This window comes from Acinetobacter sp. YH12126, assembly GCF_013418745.1.
Classification (GTDB): Bacteria; Pseudomonadota; Gammaproteobacteria; order Pseudomonadales; family Moraxellaceae; genus Acinetobacter; species Acinetobacter amyesii.
Genome location: NZ_VPBM01000005.1, coordinates 228,872 through 248,409 on the forward strand (window position 1 = coordinate 228,872; position 19,538 = coordinate 248,409).

A 19,538-nucleotide genomic window follows, 5' to 3' on the forward strand; every position below is an offset into this window, starting at 1 on the left:
GCTTGACCCTCCTCAAAATCTGCTTATAATCGCATTCAGATTCTCCAATAGCTCAGTCGGTAGAGCGACGGACTGTTAATCCGCAGGTCCCTGGTTCGAGCCCAGGTTGGAGAGCCAAATTCTAAAGCCCATTTATTTAAATGGGCTTTTTTAATGCCTATGATTTACATATAATCTATAAGTCATTGTCATTAAAATAAAAAAATGTTCATTCAAGTTGATGCTGAATCAAATAAAACTGCCTTAAAACACTATCTCACTGCATTCATTTTTCTTTTAATTTTTATCAGCCCATTTGCAATTTATTTGGTGAGCTGCACACCCGAAAGTGAAATTGAGCAACATTTCAAAACGCCACCCAATTTATATAATAGTGAAACCAACACCCTTCTTGACAGCAGCCTACAATGGTTGATTCCACCTCAGCAGATTCAAAATCATAATACTATTCCGGAAATATCTGAATCTGTATTGAACGAGATGACAGAAGGACAATATTGGGCGAGCACACCGATTACACTGCAAAACCAATCTGATCAACTGTATGTTCATATTGATTTTGCAGGTCAGCAACAAACACGAAAAGATCTTGAAATTTCGGTACTGCCGTTATGTATTGTTCACGAAAAAGAAACACCATGTATGAAAGCTGGGTTAAATGCAAGTGGACAACTCTTTAACATCTCAACTCAAAAAAATACGCAATATCACACATTGGAAACCAATAAGTCTTGGATGTTTTATGGCCATGATTTCCAAGAAAATTATATTATTCCACCGCAAGCCACACTCAAATTTTTAGTTAAAGCCAACACCCCTGAACACTTAACCCTTCAATGGCTTCGCCTAAGCATCAGTACTAGCCCCATTGTTGAGAAACAGCAGAATTATATGCTCATGACGCAAAACAGTATGAAAATAAAATATGCACTTGCTCTATTGCCACTCTTCATTTTAGCTTTGATGCACATTTTTCAAGGGTTTGAAAGCCTGCGTAATTTATCTATCGGCGCACTTTCAGCACTTTTATTTGTAATCAACACCATCATTTGGGATATCCACTATATGGTGATTGGTTGTCTGATTTTATGTTTTGCAAGTGTCTGTTATTGTTTTGAGAGCCGATATTATCGATTGCTTTATTTAACGGGTTATTTACTAATTGCAGGCTATTCGCAGCAATATTATGGTGGTTTTAATAAACACTTCTTCACCCAAACCAGTTTAATTTTATTGATAGGTTTATCGATGTTTTATCTTGAACCTAAAGATAGCTAAATCATTTTCATAAAAAAGCTCTGCAAATCGCAGAGCTTTTTCTCATTTAACTACCCTTAGATTACATTAAAGCTCAAAGTATATTTATATCGTTTTAATGCGTCTCCCTTCATTTCAAAAGGCTGCTGATAGTCAATTTTCAGTAAATACTGACCACGATCTGCTAGGTTTAAATTCAAGTTTCCTTCTTGATCAGTTTTAAGCGTTTTATAAACCTTTCCTTCACGGCTGTAATCCGTCGTTTGCTGCAAAATTTCAATCTGCAAACCCGCAACCGCTTTTTTCTGATCTAGCACTTTCAGTTGTACTGGCTCATTTTGCATAATGGCATTCGGATGAGTTTTAAATTGCACATCAAAACCATCATATAAATGATTCACCACTTGTGTAGACGTTACACGACGTGATACAAAAGTTTCAATGATTTCCTGCGTTTGAATACTTTTGATTTGCGACTTTTTAGTCAAGTCGGCTGTATAAATGACATTTGCATTCGCAGTTTTTTGAGGATCACGTATACCATTGATTAACGCTTTCCACTGCTTTTGATCATAAGCAAAACGCGCTGTACTTCCCTGTTTTTCACCACGAATACGATACGTGCCATCTTGCTTATTCTCTAAACTATAACTGCTGACCGTTTGCGTTTTTACCCAATCGGCATCTGTTAAATGCAGCTTATCACCTGATGGTGTATGTACATGGAAATTAAAGTTTTTAATGGCTATTTCAGAAACAAACGGATTGTCATAAAAACCAGAAAGAATGGCACTATGATTATTAAATGTTTGATAGTTTAATGGCGCCACATAAGGATAATGCGCTTGAGCCTGACCAACCGCACACAAAGCGATACAGAGTAAAGTGAATTGTAATTTCATATTAAATAAGTGAGCTTAAATTGTTTGATTCATAGAGATCGTTTCATTTTAGATTCACTCAAGCATGTTGTAAATAATTCTTATTATCATTTATTTTAAGTGCATAAAAAATCCCCCATTCTGGAGGATTATTTTATCAAGCGGCTTTGACTGGCACACCACTATGAAAGCGGAATAAATCATCTGGGCTGCTAATCAGATTTTTTTCAACTTCACGAATATGCTCAATACGCATCTGAATATCTTCTTTCGGGTTCTTTAGCTTATTGGTCATCGCCACATCCATGGCTAATGCCAAATAGTCCTCATAATGGCGTGATTCAGACTTTAGTAAATAGCGGTAGTAACGCCCCAACTCTTCATCCACATGTGGTGCAAGCGCATAGAAACGCTCACATGACCGTGCTTCAACAAATGCGCCAATCACTAAGATATCAATTAACGCTTCTGGCTCATAAGTCCGCACTTCTTTGCGTAGACCACCTGCATACCGACCTGCACTGATTGCAGTCCATTCCTGACCACGTTTTGCCATCAGTTCCAGCACTTGCTCATAGTGCAGCATTTCTTCACGTACTAGCTGTGCCAGTTTGATTTGTAAATCCGAGAAAAAACTATAACGAAACATCAAATTCATTGCTGTACTTGCTGCTTTCTTTTCACAATTGGCATGATCCTGCATCAGGATATCCAAATTATTTAAAGCTTCATCTAGCCATGCTTTTGGTGTTTCACACCCCAAGAAGCCAATGACTGGCTTCATTAGGGCATCATAATCAATATTTGACATATACTTTACTTAAAAATTAACGTGCAGATTTAATCGCAGCTTTCATTTGTTTTACAGACTGTGCCAATCCAATAAATACAGCATCAGCAATAATCGAGTGACCAATATTCAATTCATGAATTTGCGCAATGCGCGCAATCGGAGTGACATTGTCAATATTTAAGCCATGGCCAGCATTCACAATCAAACCTTTAGATGCGGCATATTCTGCACCTTGAATAATGCGTTCCAGCTCTACCTTCTGCGCTTCAGGTGTTTCAGCATCTGCATATGCACCTGTATGCAACTCAATCGTAGGTGCGCCACAGGCAATTGCTGCATCAATTTGAGCAAAGTCAGCATCAATAAATAATGAAACTTCGCAACCAATCGCCGCGAGTGCTTGAGTCGCGTTTTTTACATCTTCAAAATGCCCAACCACATCTAGACCGCCTTCAGTCGTGACTTCTTCACGCTTTTCAGGAACAAAGCATACATGATGCGGCTGAATCTCTTTGGCAAATTCAACCATTTCATTGGTCACTGCCATTTCAAGGTTCATATGGGTTTTTAATACAGAACGCATTCGACGTACATCATCATCTTTAATATGGCGACGATCTTCACGTAAATGCAGCGTAATCCCTTCCGCCCCCGCTTGCTCACAAATAATTGCGGCATTCACAGGATCTGGATAAGTTGTCCCACGTGCATTTCGTAGTGTTGCCACATGGTCAATATTTACACCAAGCAAAGCTGCCATAATTCTTTCCTAATGACGTTGAGTTTGAGAATTCTGTATCCACAATTGACGACTTTTTAATGGACGATCGCCAAGCAAGGAAGTAATCATTTGTCGGTACAACTTAGACAGTAATTGTAACTGTTCAGAATTAAATTCCCCACCTTTTTCATAATCACACATACTTAAAATATGTTGACCTGACAATGTTGCGCGTGAGGCTTTAATGACAGGTTGAAAACCTTCGTTTAAATGAAATTGATAATTTTCATGAGGCTGAATTTGCTGTTGATTTGCATCAGTTGAAAAATCCAACGCAAAACCTAACTCTTCAAGCAGCACATGCTCAAATTGTCTAAGGATTTGCCGTAAGAATAGATCAGGGTTGGCCTGGACAGACATGCATTGAAGTTTTTCCAAGGTGTGTGCATATTGAGCAAATGTCTCAGGCATCTCAACCTCTAAGGGACATAGCCTCAATAAAACTTCATTTAGATAAAATCCTGAAAAAAAAGCATCACCAAAAAAGAAAATCGGTTGATTTACAATTTCGAGTTTACTAAAGTTTTTAAGTTCGGACTTACCAGATGCTTGCAAGCAAATTGGTTGATACTGGGGAGGTGGCGTTTGCCTGAGAATACCATCAATTCGACCATGCTCCTGAGTAAACAAGTGCACAATATGACTTTTTTCACGATATTTACGATGGTGAATTAAATAACCATGCAGTATCTCATTACGCATGATTTGAAATATTAATCCTTGTCTTTCTTTTTCTTGTCGTCTTCATCTTCATCCCCATCTGGAATGACTGCACCCACAACTGCAGCAGTACCTTTAACCACGCCTTTTGTGGTTTTATAAGCCACTTTGACAGGAACAGTAACGATTTTATGAATACACCCTTGTAGAAACAAAACACATGCAACTACGGCCAATACTTTCATCATTACTCTTCCCTCAAAGTTTGTTATTTAACGATTAGATATCGCTATAACCTAAGCTTTTCAATGCACGCTCATCATCAGACCAACCGCCTTTGACTTTCACCCAAAGCGTCAACATGATCTTTTGCTCGAACATTTTTTCCATATCTACACGTGCATCCATACCGATTTTCTTCAGTTTGGCACCCTTCTCACCAATCACAATAGCCTTCTGACCAGAGCGATCGACAAAAATCGTCGCATCAATATAGGTACACGCCGCTTTAGGACGACCAGTTTTTGGATTAACTGTTGCTTCTTCTGTTTTAAACGACTCAATTTGAACGGTTAAATCATAAGGAAGCTCTTCACCCAATTGACGCATGATTTTTTCACGAATAATTTCAGAGGCAAGGAAGCGCTCTGAACGATCCGTTAATTGCTCAAGTGAATACAGTGGTGGTTGGAATGGTAAATATTTCTCAATCGTGCTGCGCAAATGATCTAAATTTGCACCACGTAATGCTGATACAGGAACAATTTCTGCAAAATTCATCAATTTTGCACGCTCTTGTATCAAGGGTAATGCATGGTTTTTATTTTCTAGCGTATCAATTTTATTGATCACAAGAATCACTGGCATATCGGCATTTTTTAGCTTTTCTAACACTAAATCATCATTTTGTGTCCATTTGTCTGCATCAATCACAAACAAAACTAAGTTCACATCACGAAGTGCAGAATGTGCCGCACGGTTCATCATTTTATTGATGGCACGGACTTCTTTTTTGTGCATCCCCGGGGTATCTACGAATACCGCTTGAGATTTTTCGCGTGAGTCAATACCCACAATTTTATGACGTGTGGTCTGTGGTTTACGAGAGGTAATGGAAAGTTTTTGACCCAAAATATGGTTCATCAACGTTGATTTACCCACGTTTGGACGACCAACAATCGCCACAAACCCACTTTTAAAATCGGCTGGAATTTCAGTGCCTTGTGCACTAAAAAACTGACTAATTAAATCGTTACTGTCGCCTTGCGACTCGTGATCAGCATCTACGTGATCGGAATGAGTAGTCATTAAGACTTTTTCTCCAAAATTTCTAAGATTTCTGCCGCTACTGCCTGTTCAGCAAAGCGACGGCTTGAACCTTCACCGTATTTAACAGGGAGCCCTTCAACTGTACATTCAACTTTAAAATGTTGGTTCGGAGCATCACCCTGAATATCTACAACCTCGTAAACCGGGAGAGGTTTTTTACGTGCTTGTAAATACTCTTGCAAACGTGATTTAGGATCTTTCAGTTGATCAGTTGGTTCAATATGATCTAAATATGGCACATACCATTTAAGAACAATCGGTTCCAGAATTTTTAAATCCTGACAATCGACATAGATTGCACCAATGATCGATTCAACAGTATCCGCAAGTATAGACTCACGATGATGACCGCCAGATTTCAACTCACCTGTACTCAAGATTAATTCTTGACTGAGTTTTAAGTCATTGGCAATTTTTCCTAGCGCTTCCTGACGAACCAGTGTCGCACGCATACGCGTTAGACGCCCTTCATTTTCATGCGGGTAGGCATGGTACAGATAATTGGCAATTATCATACCCAATAATGAATCGCCCAGATATTCTAGGCGTTCATAATTGTATTTATGGCTCACCGATCGGTGGGTCAAGGCCAGTTGCAACAATTCAGGTTGTTTAAACTGATAACCGATACGACTTGCTAAACGAGCTTCATTTAGCTTGGACTGAGCTTTGATCAAAACTTTTCTCGAACTTCAACACAATATCAATATTCAATAAGAAAGGTTTTCTTATTTCATAATCTGTTTTCACTTGTAGACCATCTACATTAGTGACTTGAGCAATATCTTTAAAATTTAAATCACGTACACCATTCATATCTAAACGCTGTGACATTTGTGACTCAAACTTACTCGGAGCAATATTTTTAGGACTGCTCTTCATCAATTCTTCAATTTCATTGTTGACGAGACGATCGTCAACATACGGTCCCCAAACCGCAATTAAAGCTTTAGCTAAAAAAGCGAAACCAATCACAGCAATTAAAATTGCAATATAAGACGTTCCCCGTTGATGTCTCATTTTATTTTCCTGATGTAAGACTAATCAATACTGCCATTACGACTAAATGAAGGCAGTTTTAAACCAGGTTCCTTATGCATCCACTTGTAAAAAGCACGTCCAGTGAGGTTTTCTTCAGGCACAAAGCCCCAAAAACGACTATCCGCACTTTGATCACGATTATCCCCCATCGCGAAATAGTGACCTTCAGGAACCTTAACTTCCCAATATAAACCATTTTCTGTTGAATATTTACCATTTTCAACATAGTTGATAAATGGTGCTTGGCGCGCAACATTGACGCCTTCAAGCTCACGCATGGTAAACGTATGCTTACCCATGGTTTCTTTATGATAAATCGATGCAGGTGTATCGAGTTGATCTTTTTCACGGCTAAATTCTACAGGAACTTTTGCCACCTTTTGACCATTCACACTCAGTTGACCATGATCGTAAATAATATGATCACCTGGTAAACCGACCACTCGTTTAATATAGCTGATGGTTGGTTGTGGTGGATAACGGAATACAATGACATCACCACGCTCAGGTTCACCGACATCAAGAATTTTTTTATTGACGATAGGTAAACGTACGCCATACTGATATTTATTCACCACAATAAAATCACCTGTTTCTAAGGTTGGAACCATAGAGTCAGATGGAATATTAAATGGCTCATATAAGAATGAACGCATCACCAAAACTATCGCTAGAATCGGCCAGAAATCATAAGCCCATGCGATAACGACATTTTCATTCCCTTTACCTTTGGTCTGCCGTTGCTTCCAGACAAACTTATCCAACAACCAAATTAAGAAAAAAATGACTGTGGCAGGAACAAGGATCAAATTAAAGTCAAAATCCATGAGCTCATAAACCTCTATTTATTATCTTTCTACTTTCAATACCGCAAGGAACGCTTCTTGTGGGATTTCAACACTGCCCACTTGCTTCATACGTTTCTTACCTTCTTTTTGTTTCGCAAGAAGTTTCTTCTTACGTGACACATCACCACCATAACATTTTGCCAATACGTTTTTACGCATCGCTTTTACAGTTGAACGTGCAATGATTTGCGCGCCAATTGCTGCTTGAATAGCCACATCGAACATTTGACGTGGAATCAAATCTTTCATTTTTTCCACAAGTGCAATACCACGATGGCGTGCATCTTGTCGGTGGCAAATCATGGCCAAGGCATCAACCTTTTCACCGTTGATTAACACATCCACCTTAACTAGGGATGAAGACTCAAAACGCACAAAGTTATAGTCTAACGATGCAAAACCGCGTGAACATGATTTCAATTTATCAAAGAAATCCATCACTACTTCAGCCATTGGAATTTCAAACGTAATGGCCACTTGGTTCGCCATAAACTTCATATTCTTTTGAACGCCGCGACGTTCAACACATAAAGTCATCACATTACCCAAGTATTCTTGCGGTACTAAAATGTGACATTCAGCAATTGGCTCACGTAAATCTTCAACTGTTGAACCATCCGGCATTTTAGAAGGACTATCGATGTAAATAGTTTGACCATTTTTCATCACCGCTTCATAAATTACGGTTGGTGCTGAAGAAATCAGGTCAAGATCATACTCACGCTCTAAACGCTCTTGTACGATTTCCATGTGCAGCATACCCAAGAAGCCACAACGGAAGCCAAAACCAAGTGCATCTGAACTTTCAGGTTCAAAGAACAACGCTGAGTCATTAATTTGCAGTTTGTGCAGCGCCTCACGGAACGGTTCAAATTCACTTGAATCGATTGGGAATAAACCTGCATAGACCTGTGGTTTCACTTTTTTGAAACCCGGTAAGCTTTCAACTTCTGGTGTAGTTGCCAAGGTAATCGTATCACCAACTGGAGCACCAAAAATATCTTTAATACCCGCGATCACGAAACCAACTTCACCTGCTTCGAGCATGTCAGTTTCTGTATGTTTCGGATTAAAAATACCTACTGAGGTGATAATGTGCGTTTGACCAGTTGATTTCATCAACATTTTATCGCCTTTACGCACACGACCTTCTTTAATACGAACTAAAGAAACCACGCCCAAATAGTTGTCGAACCAAGAGTCAACAATTAAGGCTTGTAATGGTGCATTACGATCGCCTTCGGGTGCAGGAATGACATTGACTAGTGTTTCAAGCACCCCTTCAATGCCTAGACCGGTTTTAGCTGAACATGTAGGTGCTTCAGTCGCTTCGATACCAATAATGTCTTCAATTTCTTGAATAACACGCTCTGGCTCTGCTTGCGGCAAATCGATTTTATTTAAAACAGGTAGGACTTCTAAGCCTTGTTCAATTGCTGTATAGCAGTTAGCAACAGACTGGGCTTCTACACCTTGTGCAGCATCGACAACCAATAATGCGCCTTCACATGCAGCAAGTGAACGTGAAACTTCATAAGAAAAGTCAACGTGCCCAGGTGTGTCAATGAAGTTGAGTTGGTATTCTTCACCGTTAGGATGAGTGTAATACAAAGTCACAGACGTAGCTTTAATCGTAATACCACGCTCACGTTCTAATTCCATAGAATCTAGAACCTGTGCCTGCATTTCACGATCTTGCAGGCCACCACAAGTTTGAATAAATCGGTCGGCAAGCGTCGACTTACCATGGTCGATATGCGCAATGATCGAGAAGTTACGAATGTTTTTTATATCAACAGATTTTTTAGCTTGCGCCATGGGCTACCTTGGAAAAATAAAAGCGCTATGCATGCAATTCTTTATGCATAGCAAAAGCCGAATAGAAATTGCCGAGGATTATAGCAGATGGATTTTTCAAAGTATCGAAAATAATGCATTGCTTTTATGCTAAGCACTTATCCTGCGTGTAGAACTTAACTAGTCTTCGCTTTAATATGAGGTTTCAATTAAAACTCAGAGATCATAAGCACTAAAATCAAGCGGATTTATGCTATCTGCGATGGGTTGATAAGCTTGGGTAAATGTTGGCGACATGCGCTTTGGACGGCCTGTAGCAATTTCAATGCATGCCCACTGTGTATTGCCTGTAAATAATATCGCTTTGTCTTTAGGGCGATAAAATACGTACTGCCGAAACGAATACAATGCATTGATATCATTTAGCCAAGTTCGTAAAATAATCTCCTCACCTTCGAGCGCTGCTTTACGATATTGCACATGATGCTCAACAGCGACCATGGCATGCTTCAATTCAATATATTCTTTTAAGCCTAAACCCAAAGCTTCAATATGTGCTGTCGCGACATCTTGCATCCAACTGACGTACACCACGTTATTCACATGATTTAATGTGTCGATATGTTCAGCTTGAACTGTAATTTTTAAATCAAAGATATCGCTCATAGCGTCCTGCAAATTTTAAATTGTGGCCCACAGTCTACCCATTTTTATCTAAGGGTGAATTGCAAAAACGCTAAAGTTAAAAAACCACTCGCTTGGAGTGGTTTTCATTTAGTAACTCATTACTGAATACGCATGCCCACAATCGCACGCTGTCCCTGACGAATCAAAGAAACACGTGCAATGCTACCATTTTTCAACTCAGAAATAACTTTCACAAAATCTTCAGCATTGTTTACGACTTTATTATTAACTTGGGTGACAACATCCCCCGGCTGAATTCTCGCTTGTGAAGCTATACCACCAGCTCGCACATCTTGAATCAAGACACCGCCTTTTAGACTCAGTTGTTTTAATTCATCTGCGTTTAAGTTGCGGATCGACACCCCAATCACTGGACCTTTTTTCACAGATGTCGTTTCAGCTTTTGCAGGCGTATCATCTGGTGCTGTGATCAAGGTTGCTGAAATATTTTGGCGTTTATCATCACGCAGTACTTCAAGCTGAATACTTTGATTTGGACCTGTACGATTAAGATAATTCAGCAGTTCGCCTGTACGTGAAATTGGTGTGCCATTAAATTTCAAAATGACATCACCCACTTTAAAGCCAGCTTTTGCAGCAGGTGAATTTGGTGCAACTTGAGTAATCAAAGAACCTTCTGGTTTTGAAAGGTTATAAGACTCTGCAAGATTACGATCGATATCTTGTAGCATGACGCCTAAATAAGCACGTGTTACCTTGCCGTTTTTCTTTAATTGGTCTGCAACATCCATTGCAACATCAATGGGAATCGAGAACGATAACCCCATATAACCGCCTGTACCACTAAAGATACGAGAATTTACCCCGACCACTTCACCAGACTGATTAAATAATGGACCACCAGAATTACCCGGGTTCAATGCCACGTCGGTTTGAATGAATGGAACCGAGGTTTCTCCCATCATATTACGCATTTTAGCACTAACGATTCCTGCTGAAGCTGAATAGTCAAAGCCAAATGGTGAACCAATGGCCAACACTGGCTCACCTACACGTAAACGGTCAACATTGCCTGTGCGTAGCTCAGGAAAATTTGAACCTTTGACCTTTAACAAAGCCACGTCAGTCCGCTCATCACTACCCACAACTGTGGCATCAATTTCACGGCGGTCATTCAGTACAATGGTGACTTTCGAGGCATCTTCTACCACATGGTGATTGGTCAATAAATAACCATCTTTACTAATAAAGAATGCGCTTCCATAACCGGTCTTTTCTTGCGGCATTTTTTGCTGCGGAATAACCACCTGATTACCGAAAAAGCGTCGTAATATTTCTGGGACTTGTTGCTGCAAAAGCTCTTCTTGACTAAGCTTTTTAACCACATTCACGCTTACGACAGCTGGGCTGACTTGTTCAACCAAATTGGAAAAATCAACAGGACCCGCTGCCTGAGTCTGCACGCTAGCAACCGTAAACACAGCTGCATAGAGTCCCTTTTGTAAATACGATTTATTCATTGTTAGCATTCACTCAATTGTGCTTATCATTTGAAATACGTTAGTTTTTATCACAATGCAAGTCTAAGCTTCGTAATAAAATGTTTGATGATTATTTATGATAAACAATCTTAAACATTCCTTAAATATTACAGATCTATGAATATTTTTCATTATTTAGTTAATTTATAGTCATTGCGTTTTTAGGCAAAAACAGTTGTGATGATCGGACATTTTTAAAATTAGCTGATGGACATGTCTAATTTAAACACGATACATCAATTTGATGTAATTATTGTGGGAAGTGGCGGTGCAGGCCTAAGTTTAGCCCTATCGCTACCAGATCATTTTAATATTGCTGTTTTAGCTAAATCGACGCTGACGGATGCCAGCACATATTATGCCCAAGGTGGTGTTGCTGCCGTCCTCGATAAAACAGATTCCATTGAACAGCATATCAATGACACCATGATTGCCGGTGCGCATTTATGTGAAATGGCAGCGGTAAAACAAACCGTTGAAGGTGGTAAATCTTCTGTCGATTTTCTACTGAATCAGGGTGTGCAATTTACTTTAGACGACCAAGAACAGTTACATCTGACACGTGAAGGTGGTCACTCTCACCGGCGGATTATCCATGCAGCAGATGCCACAGGTCGTGCTATTTCCACAACATTGGTTGAACGTGCGCAAGAAAAAGCCAATATTCATATTTTTGAAAATTTTATTGGAATCGATTTAATCACGGCACAAAAATTAAATCCTGAAGCTGAAAACCGTGCTCTCGGTCTGTATGCTTTAGATGAAAAAACCGAAAAAGTACATACCTTTTTAGCACCCTTCACTGCCCTTGCCTGTGGTGGTGCCATGAAGGCATATTTATATACATCAAATCCCGACATTGCGACGGGTGATGGTATCGCCATGGCGTATCGTGCAGGCTGCCGTGTTGCCAATATGGAGTTTAACCAATTCCATCCAACCTGCTTATACCATCCTCAAGCTCGCTCTTTCTTAATTACCGAAGCGATGCGTGGCGAAGGTGCCTATTTACGTCTTCCAGATGGTGAACGCTTTATGCTGCGCTTTGATGAGCGTGCCGAATTAGCACCACGCGATATCGTAGCGCGCGCTATTGATTATGAAATCAAACGTCTAGGAATCCGTCATGTTTGGCTTGATATCACCCATAAACCTGCAGAATTTGTCAAAGAACATTTTCCAACATTGTATGCACGCTTAATGGAACTCGGTATTGATATTACCAAAGAAATGATTCCGGTGGTTCCGGCAGCACACTACACCTGTGGTGGCGTTGTGGTCGATGAAAACAGTCAGACCGATGTTCCAGGCCTATATGCCATTGGGGAAACCTCTTATACCGGCCTACATGGTGCAAACCGTATGGCGAGTAACTCCTTACTGGAATGTTTTGTCTATGGTATGAGTGCTTCAGCACATATCACAGCACAGCATCAAGGAACTTATCAGGCGCCTCATGTCCCAGAATGGGATGACTCGCAAGTGACCAACCCTGATGAAGACGTGGTAATTTTGCAAAATTGGGACGAGCTTCGCCAAACCATGTGGAACTACGTGGGTATTGTCAGAACAACCAAGCGCCTCCAACGTGCCCTACACCGCATTGAAATGCTTAAGCGTGAAATCACCGAGTATTACCAAGATTACCAAGTCAGTAAAAATCTGATTGAACTCCGTAACTTAGTATTGGTATCAGAAATGATTGTGCGCTGTGCAATGGAACGTAAAGAGTCTCGTGGTCTGCATTTCACTTTAGACTATCCTGAACAAGCAGACGAACTACGTAAAACGGTGTTAAGTCCACCCGATTTCACGGTTGATTGCCCTGTAGTTAATACTGAGTTAGTCTCTTAAAACTTTTAAATTAAAAAAGAAGCCGCACATGATGTCGGCTTTTTTTTGATTTTACTACCCATAAATATGTAATGCCGCTTTGAAAGTTTCTAAGTGCAGATTTACAAGATCATTCATATTTTGATAGCCCCCAGCCAATACAAACATCAGCGGAATATCTGCACGTTTAGCCAAATTGAAGACCATTTCTTCGCGTTTCTGTATCAAAGCGGTGCTAAACCATGATGAACCAAAAGGGTCAGCTTGATGACAATCCATCCCTGCTTGATAAATAATTAAATCTGCACCCCATGCTTTAGCTTGCTGTATTCCTTCATGTATAGCCAAAGTATATTGTGCGAAATTTCCACGATCTTTATGCACATGCCGAGTTAAAGAACGTTCATAAGTAGGACAACCAAAATGTAGCCCATAAATACTAAAATTAAAAAGGTTATCTAACCGTCTAGTAAACTCAGCTGTGCCATTCCCCCCATGTTGATCGCAATCGAGTACAAAGATTTTTTTATTCGGATTCTGCTGTGCCACCAAAGCCAAACCATTGAATGTGCAAAATGATCCGCCATATTCATACACTGCATGATGAAAACCCTGTGCAACATTTGCTGCAATGCCTTTTTGCAAAGCCATTTCTGCTGCCATCAACTGCCCTGCATTTATTCTCAGCACGGCATCTCGAAGCTGAGTATTCCAAGGCTTAAAACCTGAAAAGGTCGCAAGCTTAGTGGGCTGCCCTGTCATAAATGCGTCCACATAAGCAGGATCATGCACTTGGCTTAAAATTTCAGCGTCAATACACTCAGGTTCGTGTATTCGGATGTTCTGCCATTGTTCTAAAGCTGTTCCAACTGCTAATAATTTTTCCATACTATTGGTATGGGTATGAGCAAAATATTTTGGCGAAAAGCATACATCTAACATGATGGAAACACTCAAAGTTGCGCTATTGCCACATCTATTAATTGCTGAAGCTCAGTCGTACCTGGACTATACAGACCATTATCCACTTGCTGCTGAAAATGCGTACTGAATGCACGTTTTCGATTTTGTGGCGACACAGCCAAAGTCGTTAAGCGTAAAAACCACCAACCAGAAATGGCCTGATAAGGAATCACAAAACCTTTAAACTCACGATTTTGTCGTTTTTCAACTAATTGTTCTGGATCATAATCGACGGAAAAAAGTGAACCCGCTGGAATACGAACACCATTCATGAGTACAGGTTTCAAGCTGATACAAGAATGGTTATCCCCCATATTTAACTTTTCCATAAATAAGGGCTGACCGTATTCATCTACAAAAATATTAATTTCACCGCTACGTAATACACGTCGATGTGCAATTTTCAAAAAGAAATTTTCAGCCATTGGACATGAGCCAACTTTTGGCTTATCAACCAGTGCTTGCACTTCAACAATTTGGTTTTCAATCGAGGATTTTGGCAAAATCACATCTTCAATCAAGGAACAAATAAGCTGACTTTCTTCCAAATTTGCATGTTGCTGGATTTGACGCAAACTTTTTTGAAGATGTAATTCTTTCTGTAAAACCTCGTAAAAGCCTGGGGATTGTTTCAATTGCTGAATATTTTGATTTAAATTTTGATTTAAATCTAGATGACGCCAACTAGACAAATCTAAATGATAAGCACGACTATGATCTAAAATTTTGCGTAAACCATGCGTGTCATATTGATCAAAAAGTTTGAGATCTTGAAATTCATGTGATGCACGCGGCACATTAATATATTCAGCTAACACACGTGTGGCTTGGGTATAGCCACAGCCACGTCGTTCAGTTTGATGTGAGTAATGCTCATTCAACATTTCTGTCAATTTTTCTGACAAAGGATATGCATGCTCCTGAAAGAGCCGAACAACTTCATGTGCAGTAGCAGTCATGTATTTAACCAATCAAATCTGTGATTCAATTATAGATTTAAAATAACACTTATGAGTTGATTGATTTCCACTAAGCTCTTGAAATTATGCAAATAAAAATACACTACGCAGAAAATTCACCAACCAATGCACAATTTATTTAGACAGACTGCTGCATTTTAATCCAATCTAATGGATCAACTGCATATTTTCAGTTCAATGTCGCTGCGGAGGAATCGAATAACTCCCTGTTATATGTGCAACGGGCTCATCCACACCTGCTGAATACACCAACACTTCACCATAAATTATACTTTTGCCCACTTTTAACAATCGACACTCGCCTATTAAGTCTTTATTGGCTTCTGGTTTTCTTAAAAAATTAATATTCATATTGGTCGTGACCGCCAGTCCTACAATCCCGATCTCCCCCAATATAGCCACATATAGCGCAAAGTCCGCCAAAGTCATCATAGTCGGGCCTGAAACAGTATTGCCAGGCCGCAAATCTTTTTCAGTCACATGCCAAATTAAAGTGGCAGCCTTTTCACCAACTTCAACGATAGTGCAATGCTTTAAGCTTGGCGCAAATTCAGTCTTAAGGAAATTGATAATCTCCTGTTTTGTAGCATGCATAAAAAATCATCCATAACTTTTGCTATGGATGATTTTTAAATCAATTGCCTAACAAATACTATGGCATTTTAGATCTGCTGTAGATGCGATAATGCCTGTTGGAAAACATGCTCAGGTGTTTGGGTTGCGTCAAGGCGTTTCATTCGTTCAGGGTGCGTTTGATGAATCTCAGCAAAACCTGATCTTACTTTCTCAAAGAAAGTTGCTTTCTCTTGTTCAAAACGGTCTAAAGCACCACGCTCTCTTGCTCTTAACATTCCTGTTTCAATCGGTGCATCAAGCCAAAAAGTAATATCCGGTATACGCGCAACAAAACTTGCATTTAAGACATTGAGCTTGTCACGATCTAAACCACGTCCTGCACATTGATAAGCAAAACTCGAATCGGCAAAACGATCACATAAAACGATTTTACCTTCTGCCAATGCAGGTAAAATCACGCGCGCCAAATGCTGTGCGCGTGCAGCATACATAAGTAACAACTCTGTATCATCACTCATTGCTTCATCATGATTGACGGCCAAAAGTAATGCACGAATTTGTTCAGCCATAGGTGTACCACCCGGCTCACGTGTAAGTACGACATTTTTACCCAAATTTTGGAAATGCTCACGTAGTTTACGAATCAATGTGGTTTTACCCACACCTTCCGTGCCTTCAAAACTAATAAACATGCTCACTCCTCAATTTTTCGCACGAATTACAGATAAATATTCTTGTACCGCGCGGTTATGGTCTTGCAAATTACTGCTAAATTTATGGCCGCCATTTCCTGTTGCAACAAAATATATATTGTTAGATGAATCAGGATGCATCGCGGCTTCAATAGCTTTTTGACTTGGCAAAGCAATCGGTGTTGGTGGTAAGCCATTGATCGTATAAGTATTATATGCTGTAGGTGTACGTAAATCTTGACGAGTGATATTGCCTTGGTATTTATCACCCATACCGTAAATCACAGTTGGATCTGTTTGCAAACGCATCCCTTGTTTGAGACGACGCACAAATACACCAGACACTTGTTCAAGCTCACTATCAATACTGGTTTCTTTTTCAATAATCGACGCCATGATCAAGGCTTCATATTTATCTTTATACGGTAAATTTTGAGCTCGATTGTTCCAAGCCTGATCTAAGGCTTTGATTTGTCGGTTATACAAATCCTTCAAAATTTTGCGATCAGACTCGCCTTTTGCAAAGAAATAAGTATTCGGAGCAAATAAACCTTCTGGGTGTGAATACGGAATACCCAGTTCCTGCAAAATCTTTGAATAAGGCAGATTGCTAATGTCATGCGTTACCAATGGGTCATTTTTTAAAGCATCTATCAGTTGCTTAAATGTCGTCCCTTCGATCACTAAAATTCGATTCATTTGCGCATTTTCAGAATTAGAAATCAACTCCATAACTTCTCGTACACTCATACCTTCATGAATTTCATACACACCTGCTTTTAAGGTGTCATTAATCATGAACTTTTGGTACAACTTCAAAATAATAGGAAAATGAACTTGTTTCTCTTTGGCCAGTCGGTCAATAAAACCTGAATAGGTATCCCCTGCACCAATCGCCAACATTTGCTTTTTGCCTTCCACGGGATAGGCTTTAAATAAACTCGACCACAGTAAAATCGCCACAAGTACAACGATACCAAGTAGCACAACCAAACATGCTTTAAATGGAAAACCTGCTTTGGCAGATTTTTTCTTATTTGTTTTTTTAGACGCGGTGGACATATTAACGAATCTGACTTAATTGAAGTGTTCGGAAAAGTTCAATACAAGCTTGAACATCTAACTCAACCCCATTCAGAGTTGATGCAATTTTCATGGGACTTAAAGCATTGCAGAAAAAAACACTCTGAAAATGCGTAATTTCATCCATATTGACGTGACGTTGATTACATTGAATCTGATGCTGCTGCATCCGTTTTAAAATTTCTGCACGCATGACACCATGCACGCCATTATAACGAAGTTCAGGCGTAATCCATCCTTCATTTGTACGAATAAAACAATTACTGCTCACACCTTCAACAACTGTACCTTGCACATCCGTCACCAAAGCTTCGCCCCATGGAGTTTGATCCAACTCTGCTTTGAGCATGACTTGTTCTAATCGATTTAAGGACTTTAAGCCCACCAAACTTGGCATGGTTAACCCAATAGCTTGATGTAATACACCACTTTCGACAGTTTCGTACTCAAAATCTGCAACGGTTTTGGGGTAATAAAACACCCAAACATCTGCTGGGTGCTCAGGTAAACTATAGCCACGCTGACCAATACCACGACTCAACACAATTTTTAAAGTGCCATTGACGACATCTTGTTTACGTAACAATTTTAAAGTGTCTTCAATAAGGTTTAAATCTGCATTTAGCTTTAATCGCTCATTGCTCAGTTTTAATCGTGCAATATGCAAAGCTAAAAGTTCTATTTGTCCTTGGCGAATACGTGCCGTGCTAAAACAGCCATCGCCATAGTGAAAGGCTCGATCAAGTAAATTAACTTGTTCTATTTGCTGCGCATTTTTAAAACACTGCATACGTCGTCATCCCAATTACATCACTTTATTTTAAAAAATAATCGCTCAGCATATATTTCTTTTTTGTTCATATTAAATTCTTTTTTAATTATTTTTTCTGCATAAAAACTACAGATATTCTTGCCTCATCCAACAAAACATGTATAAAAATTGAGGACAACATGAATCTATCTAAATTAAAACTTGGGGGTTTTGGCTGCATTCATTTCTGCCACAGCATTCAGTGCATCTGCCAAAGATTTCTTAAATGTGTCATATGATCCAACCCGTGAATTGTATGACAACTTCAATAAAGACTTTAGTGTTTACTGGAAAAAAACCACAGGCCAAGACATTAACTTTAAACAATCTCATGGTGGATCAGGTAAACAGGCTCGTGCTGTTATTGATGGTCTAGATGCCGATGTCGTCACTTTGGCCTTGGCTGCAGATATTGATGAAATTGCTGCACGTGGTTTAGTTGCAAAAGACTGGCAAAAGAAATTCCCACAAAATTCAACGCCGTATACGTCAACCATTGTGTTCTTAGTACATAAAGGCAACCCGAAAGGCATCAAAGACTGGGGCGATTTAATTAAACCGGGTGTCGACATTATTACCCCGAACCCAAAAACATCGGGTGGTGCGCGCTGGAACTATCTAGCAGCGTGGGCTTGGGCAAAACATCAAGCAGGTGGTAATGATGCAAAAGCCCAAGAATTTGTCCGTCAAATTTATAAGCAAACCAAAGTCCTCGATTCAGGTGCTCGTGGTGCAACAACTACATTCGCTGAACGTGGCATTGGTGACGTGCTATTGGCTTGGGAAAATGAAGCACATTTGGCAGTTCGTGAACAGCCGGGTAAGTTTGAGATTGTGACCCCTTCACTTTCTATCTTGGCCGAGCCCCCTATTGCGATTGTAGAAAAAAATGCTAAGAAAGATGGCAATGAAAATTTAGCCAAAGCGTATTTAAATTATCTGTACTCACCTGCAGGTCAAACTATTGCCGCACAGAACTATTATCGTCCACGTAATGCGGCAGTTTTAGCAAAATATAAAAATG

Annotated in this window: 21 protein-coding genes and 1 tRNA gene; 4 read left to right on the forward strand and 18 right to left on the reverse strand. The window is 39.7% G+C overall.

Annotated elements, in window-relative coordinates; genetic code table 11:
• Positions 1 to 41: 41 nt before the first annotated feature.
• Together FTU62_RS04655 and FTU62_RS04660 are read left to right on the forward strand one after the other, a co-directional pair.
• Positions 42 to 117: transfer RNA gene (locus FTU62_RS04655), tRNA-Asn, on the forward strand.
• 87 nt (positions 118 to 204) lie between these two features.
• Positions 205 to 1,278, forward strand: a complete 1,074-nt coding sequence (locus tag FTU62_RS04660) for a hypothetical protein (RefSeq protein ID WP_180101965.1) — start codon at positions 205 to 207, stop codon at positions 1,276 to 1,278.
• Between the two features lie 56 nt (positions 1,279 to 1,334).
• On the opposite strand, the gene FTU62_RS04665 is transcribed toward FTU62_RS04660, so the two are convergent.
• From FTU62_RS04665 to FTU62_RS04720, 12 genes are all read right to left on the reverse strand, one after another.
• Positions 1,335 to 2,159: a DUF4198 domain-containing protein gene (locus tag FTU62_RS04665; protein WP_180101966.1), complete on the reverse strand. Its 825-nt coding sequence runs from the start codon at positions 2,157 to 2,159 to the stop codon at positions 1,335 to 1,337.
• Between the two features lie 136 nt (positions 2,160 to 2,295).
• Entirely contained in the window at positions 2,296 to 2,949 is a 654-nt protein-coding gene (locus tag FTU62_RS04670) for a tRNA-(ms[2]io[6]A)-hydroxylase (protein WP_180003242.1), read from the reverse strand.
• Between the two features lie 16 nt (positions 2,950 to 2,965).
• The gene (gene pdxJ, locus FTU62_RS04675; RefSeq protein WP_180101967.1) at positions 2,966 to 3,691 is read right to left on the reverse strand and encodes a pyridoxine 5'-phosphate synthase; all 726 of its coding nucleotides are present in this window, start codon (positions 3,689 to 3,691) and stop codon (positions 2,966 to 2,968) included.
• Positions 3,692 to 3,700: 9 nt separating this feature from the next.
• Positions 3,701 to 4,417 carry a DNA repair protein RecO gene (gene recO, locus FTU62_RS04680; protein WP_180101988.1) on the reverse strand — a complete coding sequence of 239 codons (717 nt, stop codon included), beginning with the start codon at positions 4,415 to 4,417 and terminating at the stop codon, positions 3,701 to 3,703.
• Between the two features lie 8 nt (positions 4,418 to 4,425).
• Entirely contained in the window at positions 4,426 to 4,620 is a 195-nt protein-coding gene (locus FTU62_RS04685; RefSeq protein WP_078192000.1) for an NF038104 family lipoprotein, read from the reverse strand.
• A gap of 31 nt (positions 4,621 to 4,651) precedes the next feature.
• Entirely contained in the window at positions 4,652 to 5,680 is a 1,029-nt protein-coding gene (era, locus tag FTU62_RS04690) for a GTPase Era (RefSeq protein WP_067765139.1), read from the reverse strand.
• Complete coding sequence (gene rnc, locus FTU62_RS04695) at positions 5,680 to 6,378, reverse strand: ribonuclease III (RefSeq protein ID WP_111883979.1); 699 nt, start codon at positions 6,376 to 6,378, stop codon at positions 5,680 to 5,682. The genes era and rnc overlap by 1 nt, the downstream gene beginning before the upstream one ends.
• Positions 6,350 to 6,721, reverse strand: coding sequence for a DUF4845 domain-containing protein (locus FTU62_RS04700; protein WP_078192003.1), 372 nt, complete (start codon positions 6,719 to 6,721; stop codon positions 6,350 to 6,352). The genes rnc and FTU62_RS04700 overlap by 29 nt, the downstream gene beginning before the upstream one ends.
• A gap of 20 nt (positions 6,722 to 6,741) precedes the next feature.
• Positions 6,742 to 7,569, reverse strand: a complete 828-nt coding sequence (gene lepB / locus FTU62_RS04705; RefSeq protein ID WP_180101968.1) for a signal peptidase I — start codon at positions 7,567 to 7,569, stop codon at positions 6,742 to 6,744.
• A 21-nt stretch (positions 7,570 to 7,590) separates the two neighbouring features.
• On the reverse strand, positions 7,591 to 9,408 hold the full coding sequence (gene lepA, locus FTU62_RS04710) for a translation elongation factor 4 (protein ID WP_111883977.1): 1,818 nt from the start codon (positions 9,406 to 9,408) through the stop codon (positions 7,591 to 7,593).
• A 195-nt stretch (positions 9,409 to 9,603) separates the two neighbouring features.
• Positions 9,604 to 10,053 (reverse strand): thioesterase family protein, encoded by a 450-nt coding sequence (locus FTU62_RS04715; protein WP_180101969.1) that lies wholly within the window; start codon positions 10,051 to 10,053, stop codon positions 9,604 to 9,606.
• Between the two features lie 119 nt (positions 10,054 to 10,172).
• Positions 10,173 to 11,555: a Do family serine endopeptidase gene (locus FTU62_RS04720; RefSeq protein WP_111883975.1), complete on the reverse strand. Its 1,383-nt coding sequence runs from the start codon at positions 11,553 to 11,555 to the stop codon at positions 10,173 to 10,175.
• A 228-nt stretch (positions 11,556 to 11,783) separates the two neighbouring features.
• On the opposite strand from FTU62_RS04720, the gene nadB reads away from it, so the two are divergent.
• Positions 11,784 to 13,430 carry an L-aspartate oxidase gene (gene nadB / locus FTU62_RS04725; protein WP_180101970.1) on the forward strand — a complete coding sequence of 549 codons (1,647 nt, stop codon included), beginning with the start codon at positions 11,784 to 11,786 and terminating at the stop codon, positions 13,428 to 13,430.
• 54 nt (positions 13,431 to 13,484) lie between these two features.
• Here the strand turns inward: nadB and FTU62_RS04730 are convergent, their stop codons facing one another.
• From FTU62_RS04730 to pabC, 6 genes are all read right to left on the reverse strand, one after another.
• Positions 13,485 to 14,351: a histone deacetylase gene (locus tag FTU62_RS04730; RefSeq protein WP_180101971.1), complete on the reverse strand. Its 867-nt coding sequence runs from the start codon at positions 14,349 to 14,351 to the stop codon at positions 13,485 to 13,487.
• Between the two features lie 11 nt (positions 14,352 to 14,362).
• Positions 14,363 to 15,331: a hypothetical protein gene (locus FTU62_RS04735; RefSeq protein ID WP_180101972.1), complete on the reverse strand. Its 969-nt coding sequence runs from the start codon at positions 15,329 to 15,331 to the stop codon at positions 14,363 to 14,365.
• A 195-nt stretch (positions 15,332 to 15,526) separates the two neighbouring features.
• Positions 15,527 to 15,946, reverse strand: coding sequence for a PaaI family thioesterase (locus tag FTU62_RS04740; RefSeq protein ID WP_180101973.1), 420 nt, complete (start codon positions 15,944 to 15,946; stop codon positions 15,527 to 15,529).
• A 68-nt stretch (positions 15,947 to 16,014) separates the two neighbouring features.
• Positions 16,015 to 16,620, reverse strand: a complete 606-nt coding sequence (gene tmk, locus FTU62_RS04745; protein ID WP_180101974.1) for a dTMP kinase — start codon at positions 16,618 to 16,620, stop codon at positions 16,015 to 16,017.
• A 9-nt stretch (positions 16,621 to 16,629) separates the two neighbouring features.
• A complete protein-coding gene (gene mltG, locus FTU62_RS04750) occupies positions 16,630 to 17,682 on the reverse strand; it encodes an endolytic transglycosylase MltG (RefSeq protein WP_180101975.1) in 1,053 nt (350 codons plus the stop codon).
• Position 17,683: 1 nt separating this feature from the next.
• On the reverse strand, positions 17,684 to 18,493 hold the full coding sequence (pabC, locus tag FTU62_RS04755; RefSeq protein WP_180101976.1) for an aminodeoxychorismate lyase: 810 nt from the start codon (positions 18,491 to 18,493) through the stop codon (positions 17,684 to 17,686).
• A 183-nt stretch (positions 18,494 to 18,676) separates the two neighbouring features.
• Here pabC and FTU62_RS04760 point away from each other — a divergent pair.
• The coding region (locus tag FTU62_RS04760) for a sulfate ABC transporter substrate-binding protein (RefSeq protein WP_180101977.1) at positions 18,677 to 19,538 on the forward strand (862 nt) is incomplete at its 3' end.